Origin of the sequence: Sphingomicrobium aquimarinum (assembly GCF_039655735.1) — a bacterium.
GTDB lineage: Bacteria > Pseudomonadota > Alphaproteobacteria > Sphingomonadales > Sphingomonadaceae > Sphingomicrobium > Sphingomicrobium aquimarinum.
On sequence record NZ_JBBYXH010000001.1, the window covers coordinates 194,426 to 214,139 of the forward strand.

Below are 19,714 nucleotides of genomic sequence, written 5' to 3' on the forward strand. Positions count from 1 at the left end.
CGAAACCGGGGAATCAAGTGATCGGAATTTTCGCCTTCTACCTGTTCGCGAGCCTCGCCATTTTGTCGGCGTTGCTGGTCGTGTTCGCCCGCAATCCGGTGCATTCGGTGCTGTGGCTGATCGTCGCCTTCTTCAACGCGGCGGGACTGATGATCCTTCTGGGCGCGGAATTCATCGCGATCCTCGTGATCCTCGTCTACGTGGGCGCGGTCGCGGTCCTGTTCCTGTTCATCGTCATGATGCTCGATATCGATTTTGCGGGGCTCCGAAGCGGCTTCACGCAGAACCTGCCCTTCGGCATTCTGATCGCGCTCGTGCTGCTCGCCGAAATGTCGATCGCCGTCCTGGCGAGCCGCGCGGGCCCGGTCATCGCCGATGCGCCGCCGGTGAGCGAGACATCCAATATCGTCGCCTTCGGCCAACTGATGTTCAGCCGCTACCTCGTGCCGTTCGAACTGTCGGGGTTGATCCTGCTCGTCGCGATGATCGGCGCGATCGTGCTGACGCATCGCTCGCGCGGAGATGCTCGTCCGCAGAAGATCGACCGCCAGAACCGCCGCGATCCGAAGGAAGCCATCCGAATGACGACGCCCAAGACGGGCGAGGGGGTCGAGCTATGATCGGGCTCGGGCATTATCTCGCCGTCGCCGCGGTGCTGTTCACCATCGGCGTGCTCGGCATCTTCCTCAACCGCCGCAACATCATCCTGATGCTGATGGCGATCGAACTCATCCTCCTGTCGGTGAACATCAATCTCGTCGCCTTCAGCGCCTTTCTCGGCGATCTGACGGGACAGATTTTCGCGATGTTCGTACTGACCGTCGCCGCCGCCGAGGCCGCCATCGGCCTTGCCATCCTCGTCATCTTCTTCCGTCGCCAGGGCTCGATCGCCGTCGACGACGTCAATCGAATGAAGGGCTGAGGCGATGGACCTGTCGATCAAGCTGATCGTCTTCCTTCCGCTGCTCGCCGCGATCGTCGCGGGGTTGTTCGGGCGGTACATGGGCAAATTGCCGTCCAAGGTCATCACCACGGGCGCGCTGTTCGCCAGCTGTGCGCTGTCATGGCCCATCTTCATCGGCTTCCTGACGGGCGCGAACGCCGCCACGGTCGTGCCGGTGCTCGACTTCATCAATTCGGGAGACATGAGCGTCGACTGGGCCTTGCGCGTCGACAGCCTGACCGCGGTCATGCTGGTGGTGGTGACGACGGTGTCGAGCCTCGTCCACCTCTACAGCTGGGGCTATATGGAGGAAGATCCCTCGCAGCCCCGCTTCTTCGCCTACCTCTCGCTCTTCACCTTCGCGATGCTGATGCTGGTGACGGCGGACAGCCTCGTCCAGATGTTCTTCGGTTGGGAAGGGGTGGGTCTCGCCTCCTACCTCCTGATCGGCTTCTGGTATCATAAGCCGTCGGCCAATGCGGCCGCGATCAAGGCGTTCGTGGTCAACCGCGTCGGCGATTTCGGCTTTTCGCTCGGCATTTTCGCCGCATTCCTCGTCTTCGGCACGGTCAGTATTCCCGCGATCCTCGAGGCGGCGCCAAGCGCAGTCGGGTCGACGATCGGTTTTGCAGGACTTCAGGTCGATACGCTGACCCTTATCTGTATCCTGCTGTTCATCGGTGCGATGGGGAAATCGGCGCAGCTGGGGCTGCACACCTGGCTCCCCGATGCGATGGAAGGCCCGACCCCCGTGTCGGCGCTCATCCACGCCGCCACCATGGTGACCGCGGGTGTGTTCATGGTCTGTCGCCTGTCGCCGCTCTTCGAAGTCGCTCCGGGCGCGCTCGAGCTCGTCACCTATGTGGGCGCCGCGACCGCTATCTTCGCCGCGACGGTCGCGCTGGTGCAGACCGACATCAAGCGCGTCATCGCATACTCGACCTGTTCGCAGCTCGGCTACATGTTCTTCGCGGCAGGCGTCGGTGCCTATGGCGCGGCGATGTTCCACCTCTTCACGCACGCCTTCTTCAAGGCGCTCCTGTTCCTCGGTGCGGGCTCGGTCATCCATGCGATGCACCACGAGCAGGACATGCGTTACTACGGCGCGCTTCGGAAGGAGATCCCGATCACCTTCTGGGCGATGATGCTCGGCACGCTCGCCATCACCGGCGTCGGCATTCCCGGCACCTATTTCGGCTTCGCAGGCTTCTTCTCCAAGGATGCGATCATCGAAAGCGCCTTCGCGGCAGGCACGGTGCCCGGCGGGTTCGCCTTCTTCATCGGGTTGCTCGCCGCTCTCCTGACGAGCTTCTATTCGTGGCGGCTCATCTTCCTCACCTTCTTCGGCAAGCCCCGCTGGGTCGGGTCCGAGCATATTGCGCACGCTTCGCATGACGCCGCACACGACGATCCCGCGCACGAGGAAAATGTCGACAGCGAGGACGTCGCGCCGGGCCTCGGGCAGGTCGGAACGGCGGGCTATCATCCGCACGAGAGCCCCTGGTCGATGCTGGTGCCGCTGATCGTGCTGTCGGTCGGCGCGGTGCTAGCGGGCTATGCTTTCTACTATCCCTTCTTCGGTGTCGAAGAGGGCGCGGCCTTCTGGGCGGGCAGCCTCGTCCACAACGAAGAGCTGGTGCACCACGCGCACGAGGTCCCCTATCTCGTGAAGCTGATGCCTGCGCTCGTGATGCTCACCGGCCTCTTCATCGCCTGGAACAATTACATGCGCGATCCGACCGCGCCGAGCCGCGTGGTCGCGTCGACGGGGGGTGTCTACACCTTCCTCAAGCACAAATGGTATTTCGACGAGCTCTACCATGCGATCTTCGTGAAGCCCGCTCTGTGGCTCGGGCGCCAGTTCTGGCATCGCGGTGACGAGCAGACGATCGACCGCTTCGGTCCGCACGGGGCGGGTAAGCTGGTAGCGTTCGGCAACGGGCTCACGACGCGTCTCCAGACGGGTTACTTGAATTCTTATGCACTGGTCATGCTGCTGGGGCTCATCGCTGCCGCCAGCTGGGCATACTGGTGGGCGGGGCATTGATGGACTTTCCCATTCTCTCGACACTGATCGCGATCCCCGCGATCGCGGGCGTCGCCGTGCTCTTCATGGGCGCGAACGCTGCGCGCTGGACGGCGCTCATCGCCACGCTCGTCAACCTCGCGCTCGGCATCGCGCTGTGGAGCGCCTACGAGGTCGGCGGCGATCGCTGGCAGTTCACCGAGTATCTCGGCTTCGCCAATAGCGCCTTCGCGCCAGCCTGGGCGCTCGGGATCGACGGGATCGCGCTGATGCTCATCATGCTCAGCGTGTTCCTGATGCCGATCTGCATCGGCGCCAGCTGGCGCGCGATCACCCACCGCGTTCCCGAGTATATGAGCGCTTTCCTGTTCATCGAAACGCTGATGATCGGCGTGTTCGCGGCGCAGGACTTGCTGCTTTTCTACATCTTCTTCGAAGGCGGCCTCATCCCGATGTATCTCGTCATCGGCATCTGGGGCGGTGCGGAAAAAATCAAGGCGGCGTACAAATTCTTCCTCTACACGCTGTTCGGCTCGGTGCTCATGCTGATCGCCATGATCTACATGGTGCTCGAGGCAGGCACGACCTCGATCCCGGTGCTGATGGAAACGGACTTCCCCGCCGGCGTCCAATGGTGGCTGTGGCTCGCCTTCTTCGCCAGCTTCGCGGTGAAGATGCCGATGTGGCCCGTCCATACCTGGCTTCCCGACGCGCACGTCCAGGCGCCGACCGCCGGGTCGGTGATCCTCGCGGGCGTGCTCCTGAAAATGGGCGGCTACGGCTTCATCCGCTTCAGCCTTCCGATGTTCCCCGATGCCAGCGCGACGTTCGTGCCGCTGGTGTTCGTCCTGTCGAGTATCGCGGTCGTCTACACCTCGCTCGTCGCGCTGGTGCAGAAGGACATGAAAAAGCTTATCGCCTATTCGTCCGTCGCGCACATGGCGTTCGTGACTTTCGGCCTGTTCGCCTTCAACCGGCAGGGCATCGAAGGCGCGATGATCGTCATGCTGAGCCACGGCCTCGTCTCGGGCGCACTCTTCCTGTGCGTCGGCGTCATCTACGACCGGATGCACACCAAGGAGATCGCGAAGTACGGCGGCCTTGCGAACAACATGCCGGGCTATGCGCTCGTCTTCCTGCTGTTCACCATGGCGTCGATCGGCCTGCCGGGCACATCGGGCTTCGTCGGCGAATTCCTTGCGCTCGTCGGCACCTACGAAATGTCGAGCTGGGGCGCGGTGGTCGCGACGACGGGCATCATCCTCGGTGCGGGTTATATGCTGTGGCTCTACTGGCGCATCTGCTACGGCGCCGCGCGGACCGAGGAAGCCGCCACGCTGCCCGACCTCGACCGCCGCGAATGGGCGCTGCTGCTCCCGATCGCGCTCGTGGTGCTATGGATGGGCATCTATCCCGAAAGCTTTATCAAACCCATGCGCGCCGACATCGGCTATCTGCTCGAGCGGATCGAGCCTTCGGCCGTGCATTTCGACATGCGTCCGACCGAAGGCACCGGTGCTCCGGCGACCGAAGCTGCCGCGGCTGACCTTGGTGGGGCCCACTGATGACCTATAATTTCGCCGCCATCGCGCCCGAACTCATCCTTATCTTCGGCGAGCCGGTGCTGATGCTGACCGCGTCCACCATGGGCGCGCGCGCCACCAAATTGACTACCTGGGGAACGATCCTCCTCTTGATAGCGGCGGGCATAACCGCCTTGCTGACGAGCGAGCCGTCGAGCGCGGGTCCGTTGTTCGGCGGTCTGCTGAGCGCGGATCCCTTCGCGGTCTATGGCAAGATCCTCATCTACGTGTCGGCGATCGTGGCGATCCTCGCGGCCGACCGCTGGTTCGGCAAGGCCGAGGAACATGGGCCCGAATATCCGGTGCTGATCCTTCTCGCGACCGTCGGCATGAGCGTGATGGTGTCCGCGACCAATCTGCTCACGCTCTATGTCGGGCTCGAATTGAACAGTCTCGCCGCTTATATTCTCGCCAGCTATCGTCGCACCGATGCCCGCTCGGCGGAGGCAGGGCTCAAATATTTCGTTCTGGGCGCGCTGGCCTCGGGCATCCTCCTTTACGGCATCAGCCTCGTCTACGGCTTCACCGGAACGACCAGCTTCCCCGGGATCGCCGCCGCTTTCGCGCGCGAGGAGCTGGGGATCGGCCTGCTGTTCGGCCTCGTCTTCACCATGGCGGGCCTCGCCTTCAAGATCAGCGCGGTGCCGTTCCACATGTGGACGCCCGACGTCTACGAAGGCGCGCCGACGCCGGTCACGACCTTCTTCGCGAGTGCGCCCAAGGTCGCCGCCGTGCTGATGGCGACGCGCTTCTGCTTTGAGGCGCTGGGTCCGGCCATCGAGGCATGGCGCCAGATCGTTATCTTCGCGGCCATCGCGTCGATCTTGCTCGGCGCCATCGCCGCCTACGGACAGAGCAACATCAAGCGGCTGCTGGCCTATTCGTCGATCAACAATATCGGTTTCGTCCTCATCGGTCTCGCCGCCGGCGGGACGCAGGGCGCGAGCGCGGTGATGTTCTACATGGCCGTCTACGTCGCCATGACGCTGGGCGCGTTCCTCGTCGTCATGATGCTCGTCGACGACGAGGGCAGGCCGATCGAGGCGATTGCGGACCTGAAGGGCCTCTCGTCCAGCCGTCCGGGCATGGCAGCGGCTTTGGCCATCTTCATGTTCAGCCTCGCGGGCATTCCGCCGCTGTTCGGTTTCTGGCCCAAGCTGCTCGTGTTCGTCGCGGCGGTCGAAGCGGGGCTGGTGCCGCTTGCGGTATTGGGCATCATCGGCACGGTGATCGGCGCCTTCTATTATATCAAGATCGTCAAGATCATGTATTTCGATGATGCCGACCGCTCCATCGTCAGCCATCGCGGCCTCGAAACGGCCTTCATCGCTGTCTTCGCGCTGCTCGTCTCGCCGCTCGGCTATCTCCTCATCGGACCCATCGGTGACTGGTCCTCACAGGCAGCGGCGGCGCTGTTCTGAGCAAGATCCGCATCATCGACGTCACCGGGTCGACGAACAGCGACCTTCTGGAAAACAAGTCCGCCGTGGAAGGCGACTGGCTCGTCGCGCGTCGGCAGGATAGCGGGCGCGGCCGCCAAGGGCGACAATGGCAGGGTCTGGACGGCAATTTCTTCGGCTCCACGCTCATCGAGCTGCAGCAGGAAGACTCCAAGGCCGCGACGCTGTCGCTGGTCGCGGGGCTCGCGCTGCTCGATGCGGTCGAACTCGTCGCCCCACAGGCCGATCTGCAACTCAAATGGCCCAACGACCTGATGCTGGGCGGCGCGAAGCTTGCGGGAATCCTGCTAGAGCGGTCGGGAAGCCGCGTCGTGGCCGGTTTCGGCGTGAACCTCGCCGAAGCTCCCGCCATCGAGGGCAAGCGGACGGCGGCGCTGGCCGACACGGCCAGGACCACGCCCCAAGCCTTCGCACCGCTATTGGCAGGCGCGTTCTCGCGGATGCTCGCTGCATGGCGATCCTCGCCGACCAGCGCGATCGTCATGGCCTGGATGCAGCGCGGGCATCCCATCGGAACGCCCATCACCGTCCACGACGAAGGCGGCGCGACCCGTGAGGGCGTCTTCGCGGGGCTCAACGACGGCGGAGCGCTGATGCTCGAAACGCCGACCGAATTGCTGATCGTGCGCGCGGGCGACGTCAGCCTCGCCAATCGCCCGGACGGAGCGTAAAGAGCGGCCATGCTGCTCGTCGTCGATGTCGGAAACACCAATGTGGTCTTCGCCCTATGCGAGGGCACGGAGATCAAGGCACGCTGGCGGATCGCGACCGATCCGCGCCGGACGGCGGACGAATATGCGGTCTGGCTCAAGCAGTTGCTCGAATTGAACGGTCATTCCTTCGCCGATATCGACGGGATGATCGCCGGCACCGTCGTGCCGCGTGCCCTGCACAATCTCTCGCAGCTCGCCCTGCGCTATTGCGGCACAGAGCTTGTCGTCGCGGGGCAGGGGGCGGCCGCATGGCCCCTGACGATCGACGTCGAGGAACCCCAAAGCCTGGGCGCCGACCGTGCTCTGAACGCGATCGCAGCGCACGCGACTTACGAAGGCGACCTCATCATCATCGATTTCGGGACGGCGACCACGTTCGACGTCGTCGACTTCACGGGGGCCTACAAGGGTGGCGTCATCGCGCCGGGGATCAATCTGAGCCTCGATGCGCTGGTCGGCAATACCGCGCAATTGCCGCGCATCGCGATCGAGGAGCCCGACACCGACAGCGTCATCGGCACCACGACGGTCGAGCAGATGCAGATCGGCGTCTATTGGGGATATGTAAGCATGATCGAAGGACTGATGGCGCGGACGCGTACCGAGATCGGCCGCCCCGCCAAAGTGATCGCGACCGGCGGTCTTGCGGCGCTTTTCGATGAGATCGACGGGTTGTTCGATCATGTCGATTTCGAACTCACGCTGCGCGGCCTCGTGCAGCTTCATGACAAGGCGGTGACGACATGAGCCCCGGTGACGAACTTCTCTTCCTCGCGCTGGGCGGCTCGGGCGAAATCGGCATGAACGTCAACCTCTACGGTTGCCGCGGCAAGTGGGTTATGGTCGACCTGGGGCTGACCTTCGCCGACCCCTATTATCCCGGTATCGATCTCGTTCTTCCCGATCTCGAATTCATCGAGGAGCGGCAGGAGGAACTGGTCGGCATCGTGCTGACGCATGGTCACGAGGACCATATCGGCGCGATTCCCTATCTGGCCGACGAATTGAAGGTCCCGCTCTATGCGACGCCCTTCACCGCGCGACTGATCAAGGAAAAGCTCGAGGCGGAAGGGCTGACGGGGCAGGTCGAGATCAACGAGATCCCGCTTGCTGGCCGCATCGACCTCGATCCGTTCGCCGTGCGCTTCGTGGCCTTGTCGCATTCGATCCCTGAAGGAAATGGCGTCCTCATCGAGACGCCCTATGGAAACGTCTTCCACACCGGCGACTGGAAGATCGACGAAACGCCCGTGCTCGGGACGCCGACCGGCGACGAGGCCATGCAGGCGATCGGCGACGAGGGCGTGCTCGCGCTGGTGTGCGACAGCACCAACGTCTTCACCAATGCGCCCTCGGGCAGCGAGATGGGCGTCTACGAGGGGCTGAAGGAAGCGATCGGCGAGGCAAAGAATCGTGTCTTCGTGACGACCTTCGCCTCCAATGCGGCGCGGCTCGAGACGCTGGGGCGGATTGCGAAGGAGACCGGGCGGACGGTTTGTGTCGCGGGGCGCAGTCTCGACCGTATTCTGCGCGTCGCGCAGTCGACGGGCTATCTGCTGGACTTTCCCAACACCGTTCGGTTCGACGAGGCGATGCAACTCCCGCGCGACAAGGTGATGATCATCGGCACGGGCGGGCAGGGCGAACCGCGTGCAGCGCTGGCGCGGGTGGCGCGCGGCGATCATGAGATCAAGCTCGCGAAGGGCGACACCGTGATCTTCTCCTCGAAGCAGATCCCCGGCAACGAGGTCGCGATCGGGCGGATCATGAACAATCTGTCCGACCTCGAAGTCGAGATCGTCACCGAGAAGCAGCACCACGTCCATGTTTCGGGCCATCCCGGCCGACCCGAGCTCAAGCAGATGTACGAATGGATCCGCCCGCACATCCTCGTGCCGGTGCACGGCGAGAACCGGCACATGCGCGAGCAGGCGCGCCTCGGGAAGGCGAGCGGCATTCCGCACAACGTCTATCAGGTGAACGGCGAGGTGGTGAAACTCGCGCCCGGCAAGCCCGAGAAGGTCGATCATGTCCGTACGGGAAGGCTCGTGCTCGACGGCGACGTCATTCTTCCCGCCGATGGCGAGACGATCAACAAGCGCCGCAAGATCGCCCACAACGGCGTGATTGCCGTGGCGCTGCCGCTCGGTGGACGCGGAGGACTGTCCGGCTCGCCCGAGGTGCGCGCGCTCGGCGTCCCGGTCGAGGCCGATGCGGAGGATTTTCTCGCCGACCTTTCGGATAGTGCCGCCAAGGCATTCGACCCCGGCAAGGACGTGGACTCGGCCTGCGAGAAGGTGCGGATCGCGGTGCGCCGCTGTGCCTTCGCCTGGACGGGCAAGAAGCCGATCGTGGAAGTGATGGCGGTCGGCGGCTGAGGCGATGGAGCCCGTCAGCATCCTTGCGATCTACTTCCTCTGGTTCGTCGCTGCGGCGTTCATCAGCCTGCCGTTCGGAATGAAGACCGACGAGGAAGTCGGGGCGGATCTGGTCCCGGGTCAGGCCGAAAGCGCGCCGCATCGCTTCGACCTCAAGCGCCACCTCATCCGCGCCGCGATTATCGCGCTGCCGCTGACCGGCCTGTGGGTCGCGAACTGGGAATATGGCTGGATTGGCGCCGAGGCGTTCGACTTCTACTCCTAGCGCCTGCGCTCCACGACCTGCGCGAGGGCGGCGTAGAGCTTGCCCATGTCGCTCGACATCAACGTCACGCCGATGATCGCCCCGTCGCGTTCGGCAAGAACGCGGCGCAGCATGGCTTCGAAATCATGGACAAAGCGATTGGTCGCGTTCCGAAACTCCGGATCCTCGTCGTAGACGGCGCCGATCTCGCGCGCCTCGCCGGCCGATAACAGCCGTACGGCCTTCCGGGTGAAGACCCCGCGTTCGCCCTTCAGATAGGCGGCCCAGCTCTTGTCATCGACCTCGTCCGACAGGATTTTCTCGACGTCGATGGCCGCCGAATTCATGGATTCCATGAGGAGCGAAACCTGGCTGGCGAAGGCCTCGCTCTGTCCCTCGCGGCTCTGCTCGCCGACGTTGGCGAGATGCGCTTCCAGGGCATTGGCGGTCTGGCCGATCGACAGCATCTGCGCCGACAGGCGATCGCTGGCCGAGCGCGCTGCTTCGACCGCGCGGCTCGACAATTGATCGAGTTCACGCATCTGCGTGAGGACGACATCCTCGACGGCTTTCCCCAGCGCCTTACGCGCTTCTTCGGAAAGATTGCCCGCGGCCTCGGGAATAGCCTTCGAGATGGCATCGCGCGCCGCTTCGCGGGCACGGCCCGAGGCATCCTGGACCTTGGAGAGCGCCTCGAGCAGCGCGGGGCCGGTTTCGTCCGAAAGGCTCTTTGCATCGCTCTGCAGGATTGCGATCGACTCCTGAAGCTCCGCGAGCCGTGCCTCGGCCTTTCCGGCGCCGCTATCGACTGTCTCGAGCATCGCTGCGAGCGTCGAGTGACTTTTCTCGATCTGCGCGGCCGTCGTTTCCAGCGCGTCGCGCGCGCCGGTGGCGTTGGCGCGGATGTCGGTGAGCTGGGGCGTGAGCACCTCGCCCGTCGAGACGAGCCGTTCCATCCCGTCCTGCGCGCCGCCGATATCGCCCGCAAGCTGCTGGTTGAGGAAGGACGATAGCGCGTTCAACGTGTCGCGCATCCCGCTCGTGCGGGTGGCGAGGCTGTCGATCATCCCGTCCTGTTCCTGCGCCTCGGCGCGCGTCGCGGCGAGTTGCTCGCGCACGGCGGACAATTGCGCCACGACATTCTGCGCCCGACCGTCACCGTCGCGGCCGAAGCGGTCGAACCGCTCTTCTAGTGCGCCCAGGCCCTCGTCGAGGTTGGCGAGCATGAGCCTTGTCTGTTCGTCGCGCGCCTTCACCTGCTCGCCGAGGCGGGAAAGGGCGCCATCCGCGCCACGAATGTGATTGGCGAGCGCAGCCGCCGCATCCGTCGAACTGCGCTCGATGCCGCCTTGGGCTTGCTGCAGGAGGGTCTGGACGGCCTCGGCCTGCGTGGCGATGCCGCCTCGAATCTGCTCCAGTGTCGAGGCCGAACGGGCAAGAAGCCCGTCGACCAGTTCGCCTGTCGAACGTTGCGCATGCTCGACCTTGCCGATCGCCTTGTCGCCGGTTTCCTCCAGCGCGCGAAGCTGTTGTTCGAGCCCACCACGTGCGTCCGCCATGCGCGTCTCGGTTTCGCTTGTGCGTGCGCCGAGCGAAGCGATCGCGGCCTCGAGCTTGCGAATATCCTCGATGGCTCCCGAGCCCGCACCCTGAAGCTGCTGCCCCATCGCAAGCACGCGCGCCTCGGCGTCGGGCAGGCTCTCGACCAGCGCGGCCATGTCGGCGCGGGCATTGTTGGCGGCGGTGTCGAGGGTCACGCCATGTTGCGCGAGCCGCGAGGCGCCATGTTCGAGTTCGTCGGCGACGCTGCGCATCCGGTCGGTCGCCTGGTCGGCGCGGCCTTCCAGTTCGCCTGCGAGTTCGCCGAGCCGCATCCGGTTGGCACCAAGATTGTGGCTCATGGAGTGGAGACGCTGGTCGAGCGCCTGCGCTTCGGCGCGCATCAAGGCGACCTGCCGCGTAAAGGCCTCGGCCTCGCGTCGGCGCGTGCGCCCGAACATCATCCACAAGAGAGCCAGGAGGATGAGCGGCGCCGCGGCGATGGCGATCCACAAGGCAAGCTCGTCGGGTCGGGGAACGCCAGCACCAAGCGTGCTGCCCGCAGACCAGCCGACCAGTCCGAGCCAGCCCAGCGCGGCGATGGCGAGGATGACGGCAAGGATCCGCCGGCCAGCGGGCGTGGCGGGCACGTCTTCGACATGATCGGCGACGGGCTCGGCGCCCCAGTCGACGGGGGTGGGCGTTTCGTCCGTGTCCATTGCCTCAGCGGCCTGCGTGTCGTCCGGTTCGGCCCACTCATCTTCGTTTGGGGGGAGCGGAGCGGCGTCTTCTCGCCAATCCTCGACGTGTTCCTCGCGCTCCATCGCGGAATGATCGTGTCCATCCTCGGGTGTGCGATCCTCTTGGCTGGTGTCGAGCGGATCGGTACCCGCTTCATCGTCGGGCGCGCCTTGAGGCAGATTGCGGTCGTCTTCGGGAGCGAGCGGATCGGAGTGGATCGGTGGCAGCGGATCCCAAGAATCATCATCCTCGAGCGTCGCACTTAGCCCGTCATCACCGATCGCATGGTCATCGAAGTCGCTTTGGCTGGTCGGGAGCATCTGCTCGTCCGTCAGGTCGAGCGTGTCGTGTGCCCCCTTCGCAGCGCCCTTGCTGGCAAGCAACGGTTCGCTTTCATCCCCCGGCATCTCCTCCTTCGGCGGAGCGGAAAAACGGGTCGCTCGTGCGAACGGATGCGGGTCGTCGGACGGGGCTTGCATCTCCCGTTCACGATCGTCCTCGAGGGCGCGATCCTCGATCGGGTCGGGCTGTTCGTCATCGGGCTTCTTGCCGCCCAGGTTTCCGCGAAAGGGGTGTCCACTCATAGCCGCTAGGCTACTGCCCTTTGACGCTCGGGGAAAGGCGCGAATTATCCGCGAATAGGGGTGGCACGGCCGATGAGCGGTCGTCATTAAAGGAAGCGGAGCGGGGAAGGGACGAAACGATGGCGCTGGGCGCTTTGATTGCGGCGAACGGGGAGACGGGAGGCGTGCGCCACGCGCTCGTGCCTGTCGGCGGGCAGGCGGTGCTCGACCTCCAGGTGCGCCTGCTCGCTGCGGCAGGCATGGCGCCGATCATCGTCTATAGCGAGGGCCCGCACGAGGTTGTCGAGGCGCGGGTAGAACGGCTGCGTGCCGAAGGCTTTCCCGTCCATCATGCGGCGGAATCGCGCGATGCCGCGGCCCGCTTCGCGCCCGATGAACGGATGGTTCTCGTCGCCGATGGGCTTATTCCCGACGCCGACCGTCTCGCGAGCCTGCACGAGGAACAGGGGCTTTCCATCGAAGGGCTTCTGGATGGCGAGCATAGCGCGCGCTTCGAACGGATCGACCTGGAATGGCGCTGGGCCGGGCTTGCCGTCGCATCGGGGGAACAGGTGCGCTCGACGGCGGCGATGGCGGGGGACTGGGATCTCGTTTCCACGCTGCTACGGCGGCTCGTCCAGGCGCGCGTCCCGATCCGGGCGCTCGACGATCCCGAAGGCGACGTCCCACTGCTGATCCATCGCGCGTCCGACGCGCTTCCGTTCGAGCAGCGCCAGAAAGCGGCTGCCCGGCGGGCGCGCCCCGACCTTATCGCCCGCGCATTGATCGCGCCGTTGGAAACCCTTGTCGTCGAGAGGATCGTTTCGACCGCCACGCCGACCAGGATTTTCTGGGGCGCCGGAATTGTCCTGCTGTTCGCGGCTTTCCTTCTCATCCTCCTCGGGTGGCCGATCCTCGCGGGTCTCGCGCTCATCTTGTCGCTGCCGTTTCCGCAGATCGAACGTTCGCTGGCCGCGCGGCGTCTGCAGATCGTTCCCAAGCGACGCCGCGAACTCGTCAGCCTCTTCCGCATCGCCGTGCTCATTGCTTTCGGGGTGCCGGTTGCCGCCGAAGCGGGATGGCTTGCGGTGCCGCTGGTGGCAAGCGCACTGGCCTTCGCGCGCCTCTACCGGGTCGAGGCCGCACGTCGTCCCGTGGCGAACCGATGGGCGCTGGTGGCGACCAGCGGGAATTTCGAAATGCTCATCATTGCAGCGGCTTTGGTTACGGCAGCACCGCTAGTGGGACTGATGGCGATCCTGCTCCATACGGCCGCATCGTTCGTCGGCGCCTACCTTCGCTCCGGCGGTTGACCCCGCGTTAACCCCGTTCGTCTATGCAGAGGCGATGAACGGCGTGATTTCCATCGATCCGATGGCGCTGCCCCTTACGGGCGCGGCGGATGGCGAGCTGCGGCTCGTCGCGGCGGACGGGCCGCTCTATGCCTTGCAGGCTGCGGCCGGCGCGCGGCTCGGCGACCGCATCGCCGTCCCACAGCTGGCGGCAGTCGTGCGCGAGGCGCTCAAGCACGACCGGACGCTCCGCAGGGCCATCATCGCGGCGTCCGAAGCAGAGGATCTCGAACTCCGGATCGAGGTGCGTCCCGACGGGGACGGCGGTGCGGTCATCACGATCGAGGACTGGCAGGCCCGGCCGCGCGGACTGGCGAGATTCACCGATCGTGTCGCGAGCGATATCGAGCTCGATACCCGACTTCGGATGACGCGGCTCGATCGCGACGTCGCGCGGCGCTTCGATGTCGATCTCTCGAGCCTTCCGCGTCCCTTCACCGACTTCGTGTCGCTGCGCCCGCGCCGAGACGGCAGTTTTCCGCTCCTCGAAGCGCTCGCGACCGGAAAGCGTTTCGACAAGCAGCGCGCCATGGTCAAATCCCACGACTTCGAGTTCGCTTTTTCCGGAGCGCCCGTCACTGATGATGAAGGCGAGCTTCGCGGGTTCGCCTTGTCGATCCTTCATTTGCCCGACGTCGCCCAAGCGCCCGACGAGGGCTTCGACGAAACGCTTCGCTCGCCCCTGACGCGAATCATCAGTGCGGCCGACCAGATCGTCGATCGCAGCGACGGACCGCTGCGCTCCGATTATGCCAATTATGCCGGCGACATCGCCACTGCGGGCCGGCACCTCCTCTCGGTCATCCGGTCGATGAGTGCGGCCGCGCCTGCAAAAGCCGAAGAAGTCGATCTCGCCGAACTGGCGCGCGAAGCCGCGGCGATGGTCAGTGCCGATGCACGCGCCGTAGGGGTCGATCTGGAACTCGAACAGACCAACGAGCCGCTCACCGCGCTGGGAGAACCGCGCGGGATCCTTCAGGTACTCGTCAACATAATGGGCAACGCCATCCGTCACAGCCCCGTCGGCGGCACGGTCGCGGTGGTGTTCGACGAGATGGAAGGCCAGGCGGCCGTCACGATCGCCGACCAGGGGCCCGGGATTGATCGCCCGAACCAGGGCAGGATTTTCGAGGAATATGAGCGGCTAGGCCGCAGCGACGACGATCACGCCGGGCTCGGGCTGGCCATCTCGCGCCGCCTCGCGCGCTCGATGCAGGGCGATATCGTGCTGGATAGCGCCAAGGGGGAGGGCGCGCGCTTCACGCTGAAGCTGCCGCGCCCCTGACCCGACCCTACTTGCGGTCCTCGAGCGGCACGAAGTCGCGCTGTGTGGCGCCGACATAAAGCTGGCGCGGACGGCCGATCTTCTGCTCGGGATCCGAGATCATCTCGTTCCACTGCGCGACCCAGCCCGTGGTGCGCGCGAGGGCGAAGAGCGCGGTGAACATCTCCGTCGGGAAGCCGATCGCGTTGAGGATGATCCCCGAATAGAAATCGACGTTCGGGTAGAGCTTCTTCTCGATGAAATAATCGTCGTTGAGCGCGATCTGCTCGAGTTCGCGCGCCACGTCGAGCACCGGGTCGGAGATATTGAGCTCCTTGAGCACTTCCTCGGCGGTCTGCTGCATGACCTTCGCGCGCGGGTCGTAGTTCTTGTAGACGCGGTGTCCGAAGCCCATCAGGCGGAACGGATCGTTGCGGTCCTTCGCGCGGTCGACATAGGTTTTTACGTTCTTGCTGTCGCCGATCTCGCGCAGCATGTTCAATGCCGCCTCGTTGGCGCCGCCATGGGCGGGTCCCCACAGGCAGGCGATGCCCGCGGCGATGCAGGCGAACGGGTTGGCACCCGACGAGCCGGCGAGCCGGACGGTCGAGGTCGAGGCGTTCTGCTCGTGGTCGGCGTGGAGAATGAAGATCCGGCGCATCGCATTCTCGATGACCGGATTGACCTCGTAATCCTCGGCCGGAACGCCGAACGTCATGCGCAGGAAGTTGCCGGTGTAGGTCAGGTCGTTCTTCGGGTGAATGAACGGTTGGCCGATCGAATATTTGTACGCCATCGCGGCGATCGTCGGCATCTTCGCGATCAGGCGGTGCGAGGCGATCAGGCGCTGCTGCGGATCGGTGATGTCGGTCGAATCGTGATAGAATGCCGACAGCGCGCCGACCACGCCGGTCATCACCGCCATCGGGTGCGCGTCGCGGCGGAAACCGCGGAAGAATTGTGCCAGCTGCTCATGGACCATCGTGTGATAGGTGATGGTGTTGTCGAATTCCTCGAACTCGTCCTTCTTGGGCAGGTCGCCATGGAGGAGGAGGTAGGCCACCTCGAGGAAGCGGGCCTGCTCGGCGAGCTGGTCGATGGGATAGCCGCGATGGAGGAGAACGCCCTCGTCGCCGTCGATATAGGTAATCGCGCTCTGGCAGCTGGCGGTCGAGGTGAAGCCGGGGTCGTAAGTGAACTTGCCGGTCTGGCCATACATCTTGCGGATATCGACGACCTCGGGGCCGACCGAACCCGGCAGGACCGGAAGGTCGAGGCTCTGGTCGTCTACGTTGAGGGTCGCGGTCTTGTCGCTCATCGAATTATTGCTCCATTTGGTCGGCGATGCGGGCCAGCGATTCCTCGCGGCCCAGCAGGACGAGGACATCGAAAATCCCCGGTGATGTATTGCTGCCCGTCAGTGCGGCACGCAGCGGTTGCGCGAGCTTCCCTAGCTTCAACTCCCTGGCTTCCGCAACCTCGCGCACCTTCGCGTCCAGCGCGTCCATTTCCCAACGCGGCACATCGCTCAAGGCTGCATGCAGGTCGGCAAGATTCTTGCGCGCCTCGTCATCGATCAGGTCGGCAGCCTTTTCTGTCATGTCGAGCGGGCGCTTCTTGAACAGGAACGTCGCACCGTCGCCGAGTTCGTCGAGATCGCGCGCACGCGCTTTCAGTTCGGGCATGGCGCGCACGAGCAGGGCCTTGTCGTCTGCGGTCGTCGCCCCGGCCCGGTCCGCCACGAGATCGGCGAGGCGCGAATCGTCGGCTTCGCGGATGTAGTGACCGTTCAGGTTGAGCAGTTTCTTCAGATCGAAGCGCGACGGGCTCTTGCCGAGACCGTCTGCACTGAACAACTCGATGGCGCGCTCGCGATCCACGATCTCTTCGTCGCCATGCCCCCATCCAAGCCGCAACAGATAGTTGAAGACGGCTTCGGGAAGCAGGCCCATCTCGTCGCGATAGGCATCGACGCCCAGTGCGCCGTGGCGCTTGGAGAGCTTGGCACCGTCGCCGCCATGGATCAGCGGCACGTGGCCATAGGTCGGGCGCTCCCACCCCATCGCGTCGATCAGCGGAAGCTGGCGGAAGGCGTTGTTCAAATGATCGTCACCGCGGATGATGTGGGTGACGCCCATGTCATGGTCGTCGACGACGACCGCGAGCATGTAAGTGGGCGAGCCGTCCGCGCGCAGCAGAACGAAGTCGTCGATCTCGCCGTTCTTCACGGTGACGTCGCCCTGCACCATGTCGGTGATGGTCGTCGCTCCGTCTTCCGGGGTCTTGATGCGGACGACGAAGGGCTTGCCCTCTTCTTCCGCGCCGGGCGCGCGATCGCGCCATTCGCTGCGCAGTCGGAAGGGCTTCTTTTCGGCCTGCGCCTTCTCGCGGCGCGCCTGAAGTTCCTCGCTGGTGAGGTAGCACCGATAGGCGTTGCCGCTCTCCAGGAGCTGGCGCGCGACCTCGGCATGGCGCTCGGCGCGCGCCGACTGGAAGACCGGTTCCTCGTCGCCGAGCAGGCCGAGCCAGCCCAATCCGTCGAAGATGGCGTCGATGGCTTCGGGGGTCGAGCGTTTGGCGTCGGTATCCTCGATGCGGACGAGATACTTGCCGCCATTGGCGCGGGCGAACAGATAGTTGAACAGTGCGGTGCGCGCGCCGCCGATGTGGAGGAAGCCCGTCGGGCTCGGGGCGAAGCGGGTGACGATATCGGTTGCGCTCACGCGGCTTTTCCTTTTCAGTTCGGGCCATGCAAGGCTGGGGGCGGACGCTGTCGCGTGGCTCCCCGCCGCTGACAGGTCGGCTCGGCGGCCTCGTATCGGCGCTGGGGCGCGTACGCAAGAGGCTGGAACGGCTACTCGAAGCCGAACGAAGCCATTTGCCCTTATGGATCGTGGCCGCTTTCGGGGCCGGCATCGCGCTGTGGTTCGCGCTGCCGGACGCACGCGCATGGGCGGGCCTGATCCTGATCGGCGCGGCCTTCGCCGGGGTCGGCACCTTGGTCGAAGGGCGGCTTGGCGCGATGCTGATGGGACTTGGTCTCGCCGCCGCACTGGGGTGCGGGTGGATCTGGCTGCGCGCGGAGAGCGTCGCGCACGACCGGATCGAGCGGATCACGATCACGCGCTTCGTGGCGACAATCGAGAAAAGCGAGCCGTTGGTAGCGCGTGGGAAGTGGCGCCTGACGGTGCGCCCGGACGCCGCCGCCGCGTTGCCCGAGCGGCTTCGCGTGAGCCTTCGCGAAGCGCAATGGCGCGAGGGCATGGGCGAGGGCGCGCGGATCGAGGTGCGCGCCCGGCTCGTGCCGCCGCCCTCGATGGCGGTGCCGGGCGGCTACGATTTCGCGCAGACCGCCTGGTTTCGCGGCATCGGCGGGGTAGGGAGCGCGCTGAGCGATGTGCGATTGCTTGAACCCTCCAATCCCGCATTTCTCGCCGGTGCGCGCCAGTCGCTCGGTGCGCAGGTCCGCGAGCGGCTTCCCGGAGACGGTGGGGGTATCGCGACCGCTCTTGCGACCGGCGACAAGAATGCGATCAGCGAAGACGATGCCGAGGCGATGCGCCGGTCGGGTCTTGCGCATCTTCTCGCGGTTTCGGGGCTTCATATCGCCGCCGTCGTGGGATCGGCGATGATCCTTTCGCTGCGGCTGCTTGCCCTTTCTCCGAAATTGGCGAACCGGATCAATCTCGTGATCCTTGCCGCCGCGATCGGGGCAGGGGCGGGCGTCGCCTATACGCTGCTGACCGGCATGCAGGTTCCGACCGTGCGTGCCTGTATCGCCGCACTGCTCGTGCTACTCGGGCTGGCGCTGGGCCGCGATGCGCTCAGCCTTAGACTGGTCGCGGTCGGGGCGGTCGTGATCATGGCCGTTCGGCCCGAAACGCTCGCCGGCCCGAGTTTCCAGCTCAGCTTTGCCGCAGTGACCGCGATCATCGCGCTTCACGCACATCCCGCGGTCAAGCGCGTGCTTTCGGCGCGCGAGGAGAATGTCGTCCGACGCTTCGGTCGCGGGCTCTTGGCCTTGCTCCTGACCGGGATCGCGGTCGAGCTTGCGCTCATGCCCTTCGCGCTCTTTCACTTCCATAAGGCGGGGTTGTACGGCGTTGTCGCGAACCTCGTCGCCATTCCACTCACGACCTTCGTGATCATGCCGGTGCTGGCGCTTGCCCTGCTGACCGACCTTGTCGGGCTGGGCGCGCCTTTCTGGTGGGTCGTCGGACTGACGCTCGACCTTCTGCTCTCCCTCGCCCATTCCGTTGCGGGAGCGAAGGGGGCGGTCGCGATGGTGCCGAGCATGCCCGGATGGGCCTTCGGAGCCTGCGTCATCGGCTTCCTGTGGCTATGCTTGTGGCGGCATCGTACGCGCTACCTCGGGACAGTGCCCATCGTCATCGGATTGGCCGCCGCCGCGCTCGCACCGCGGCCCGACCTCTTGGTGACGGGAGACGGGCGCCATCTCGCGATTGTCGATGAGGCGGGGGTGCCCCATCTCCTGCGTGCGCGGGCGGGCGACTTCGTTCGCGACGTGCTGGCCGAAGGGGCTGGCTACGACGGCGACGCGCCGGCGCTCGACGATAGCGGATTTGCGAACTGCAACCGCGATTCCTGCGTCGCGATCGTGCGACGCGGCGGGCGAGACTGGCACCTGCTGGCCACCCGTTCGCGCGACCTCATCGCCTGGCCGGACCTCGTCGAGGCCTGCGCGCGTGCCGATATCGTAGTTTCGGAGCGCTGGCTGCCGAAAGGTTGCGAGCCGCGCTGGCTCCGTCTCGATCGCAAGGCGCTGGAGGCCAATGGCGGCGTTGCGATCCATCTGGGGAGCGAACCGCGCATCGATACGGTCGCCGAGCATGTAGCTCAGCACCCCTGGGGACGAACGGCGCGCTGATCCCGGCGGGGCCGCCTGCC

General features: G+C 65.2%; 15 protein-coding genes. 12 read left to right on the top strand and 3 right to left on the bottom strand.

All coding sequences use genetic code 11. The features are described from left to right. Window positions 1–17: 17 nt before the first annotated feature. From WJS89_RS01085 to WJS89_RS01125, 9 genes are read left to right on the top strand one after another with little or no spacing between them, the layout of a single operon-like run. The gene (locus WJS89_RS01085) at window positions 18–620 is read left to right on the top strand and encodes an NADH-quinone oxidoreductase subunit J (RefSeq protein WP_346339084.1); all 603 of its coding nucleotides are present in this window, start codon (window positions 18–20) and stop codon (window positions 618–620) included. Next, a complete protein-coding gene (nuoK, locus tag WJS89_RS01090; RefSeq protein ID WP_346339085.1) occupies window positions 617–922 on the top strand; it encodes an NADH-quinone oxidoreductase subunit NuoK in 306 nt (101 codons plus the stop codon). Before WJS89_RS01085 ends, nuoK begins: the two co-directional genes overlap by 4 nt. 4 nt (window positions 923–926) lie before the next feature. After that, window positions 927–2,990 (top strand): NADH-quinone oxidoreductase subunit L, encoded by a 2,064-nt coding sequence (gene nuoL / locus WJS89_RS01095; RefSeq protein WP_346339086.1) that lies wholly within the window; start codon window positions 927–929, stop codon window positions 2,988–2,990. Then, window positions 2,990–4,534 carry an NADH-quinone oxidoreductase subunit M gene (locus tag WJS89_RS01100; protein ID WP_346339087.1) on the top strand — a complete coding sequence of 515 codons (1,545 nt, stop codon included), beginning with the start codon at window positions 2,990–2,992 and terminating at the stop codon, window positions 4,532–4,534. The genes nuoL and WJS89_RS01100 overlap by 1 nt, the downstream gene beginning before the upstream one ends. After that, window positions 4,534–5,973 (top strand): NADH-quinone oxidoreductase subunit NuoN, encoded by a 1,440-nt coding sequence (gene nuoN, locus WJS89_RS01105; protein WP_346339088.1) that lies wholly within the window; start codon window positions 4,534–4,536, stop codon window positions 5,971–5,973. The genes WJS89_RS01100 and nuoN overlap by 1 nt, the downstream gene beginning before the upstream one ends. A gap of 14 nt (window positions 5,974–5,987) precedes the next feature. Further along, the gene (locus tag WJS89_RS01110; RefSeq protein ID WP_346340061.1) at window positions 5,988–6,683 is read left to right on the top strand and encodes a biotin--[acetyl-CoA-carboxylase] ligase; all 696 of its coding nucleotides are present in this window, start codon (window positions 5,988–5,990) and stop codon (window positions 6,681–6,683) included. A gap of 9 nt (window positions 6,684–6,692) precedes the next feature. Next, window positions 6,693–7,472 carry a type III pantothenate kinase gene (locus tag WJS89_RS01115; protein ID WP_346339089.1) on the top strand — a complete coding sequence of 260 codons (780 nt, stop codon included), beginning with the start codon at window positions 6,693–6,695 and terminating at the stop codon, window positions 7,470–7,472. After that, window positions 7,469–9,103: a ribonuclease J gene (locus tag WJS89_RS01120; RefSeq protein WP_346339090.1), complete on the top strand. Its 1,635-nt coding sequence runs from the start codon at window positions 7,469–7,471 to the stop codon at window positions 9,101–9,103. Before WJS89_RS01115 ends, WJS89_RS01120 begins: the two co-directional genes overlap by 4 nt. A 4-nt stretch (window positions 9,104–9,107) precedes the next feature. Next, on the top strand, window positions 9,108–9,368 hold the full coding sequence (locus WJS89_RS01125; protein WP_346339091.1) for a DUF1467 family protein: 261 nt from the start codon (window positions 9,108–9,110) through the stop codon (window positions 9,366–9,368). Here WJS89_RS01125 and WJS89_RS01130 read toward each other — a convergent pair. Beyond that, the gene (locus WJS89_RS01130) at window positions 9,365–12,211 is read right to left on the bottom strand and encodes a coiled-coil domain-containing protein (RefSeq protein ID WP_346339092.1); all 2,847 of its coding nucleotides are present in this window, start codon (window positions 12,209–12,211) and stop codon (window positions 9,365–9,367) included. The genes WJS89_RS01125 and WJS89_RS01130 overlap by 4 nt on opposite strands. Before the next feature lie 119 nt (window positions 12,212–12,330). Here WJS89_RS01130 and WJS89_RS01135 point away from each other — a divergent pair, with 119 nt between their 5' ends. Both WJS89_RS01135 and WJS89_RS01140 read left to right on the top strand, forming a co-directional pair. Continuing rightward, window positions 12,331–13,503 (top strand): hypothetical protein, encoded by a 1,173-nt coding sequence (locus WJS89_RS01135; protein WP_346339093.1) that lies wholly within the window; start codon window positions 12,331–12,333, stop codon window positions 13,501–13,503. Between the two features lie 34 nt (window positions 13,504–13,537). Further along, a complete protein-coding gene (locus WJS89_RS01140; protein WP_346339094.1) occupies window positions 13,538–14,827 on the top strand; it encodes a sensor histidine kinase in 1,290 nt (429 codons plus the stop codon). 7 nt (window positions 14,828–14,834) lie between these two features. Here the strand turns inward: WJS89_RS01140 and WJS89_RS01145 are convergent, their stop codons facing one another. Then, entirely contained in the window at window positions 14,835–16,124 is a 1,290-nt protein-coding gene (locus tag WJS89_RS01145; protein ID WP_346339095.1) for a citrate synthase, read from the bottom strand. Between the two features lie 4 nt (window positions 16,125–16,128). Then, complete coding sequence (gene gltX, locus WJS89_RS01150; RefSeq protein ID WP_346339096.1) at window positions 16,129–17,529, bottom strand: glutamate--tRNA ligase; 1,401 nt, start codon at window positions 17,527–17,529, stop codon at window positions 16,129–16,131. Between the two features lie 26 nt (window positions 17,530–17,555). Between gltX and WJS89_RS01155 the strand changes: the two genes are divergently transcribed. Beyond that, on the top strand, window positions 17,556–19,694 hold the full coding sequence (locus tag WJS89_RS01155) for a ComEC/Rec2 family competence protein (RefSeq protein ID WP_346339097.1): 2,139 nt from the start codon (window positions 17,556–17,558) through the stop codon (window positions 19,692–19,694). The last annotated feature ends 20 nt before the right edge of the window (window positions 19,695–19,714 follow it).

Coding starts and splice junctions, on each gene's coding strand:
- nuoK (WP_346339085.1), top strand. CDS start 617: ATGATCGGGCTCGGGCATTATCTCGCCGTCGCCGCGGTGCTGTTCACC.
- nuoL (WP_346339086.1), top strand. CDS start 927: ATGGACCTGTCGATCAAGCTGATCGTCTTCCTTCCGCTGCTCGCCGCG.
- WJS89_RS01100 (WP_346339087.1), top strand. CDS start 2,990: ATGGACTTTCCCATTCTCTCGACACTGATCGCGATCCCCGCGATCGCG.
- nuoN (WP_346339088.1), top strand. CDS start 4,534: ATGACCTATAATTTCGCCGCCATCGCGCCCGAACTCATCCTTATCTTC.
- WJS89_RS01115 (WP_346339089.1), top strand. CDS start 6,693: ATGCTGCTCGTCGTCGATGTCGGAAACACCAATGTGGTCTTCGCCCTA.
- WJS89_RS01120 (WP_346339090.1), top strand. CDS start 7,469: ATGAGCCCCGGTGACGAACTTCTCTTCCTCGCGCTGGGCGGCTCGGGC.
- WJS89_RS01125 (WP_346339091.1), top strand. CDS start 9,108: ATGGAGCCCGTCAGCATCCTTGCGATCTACTTCCTCTGGTTCGTCGCT.
- WJS89_RS01130 (WP_346339092.1), bottom strand. CDS start 12,211: ATGAGTGGACACCCCTTTCGCGGAAACCTGGGCGGCAAGAAGCCCGAT.
- WJS89_RS01135 (WP_346339093.1), top strand. CDS start 12,331: ATGGCGCTGGGCGCTTTGATTGCGGCGAACGGGGAGACGGGAGGCGTG.
- WJS89_RS01140 (WP_346339094.1), top strand. CDS start 13,538: ATGAACGGCGTGATTTCCATCGATCCGATGGCGCTGCCCCTTACGGGC.
- WJS89_RS01145 (WP_346339095.1), bottom strand. CDS start 16,124: ATGAGCGACAAGACCGCGACCCTCAACGTAGACGACCAGAGCCTCGAC.
- WJS89_RS01155 (WP_346339097.1), top strand. CDS start 17,556: ATGCAAGGCTGGGGGCGGACGCTGTCGCGTGGCTCCCCGCCGCTGACA.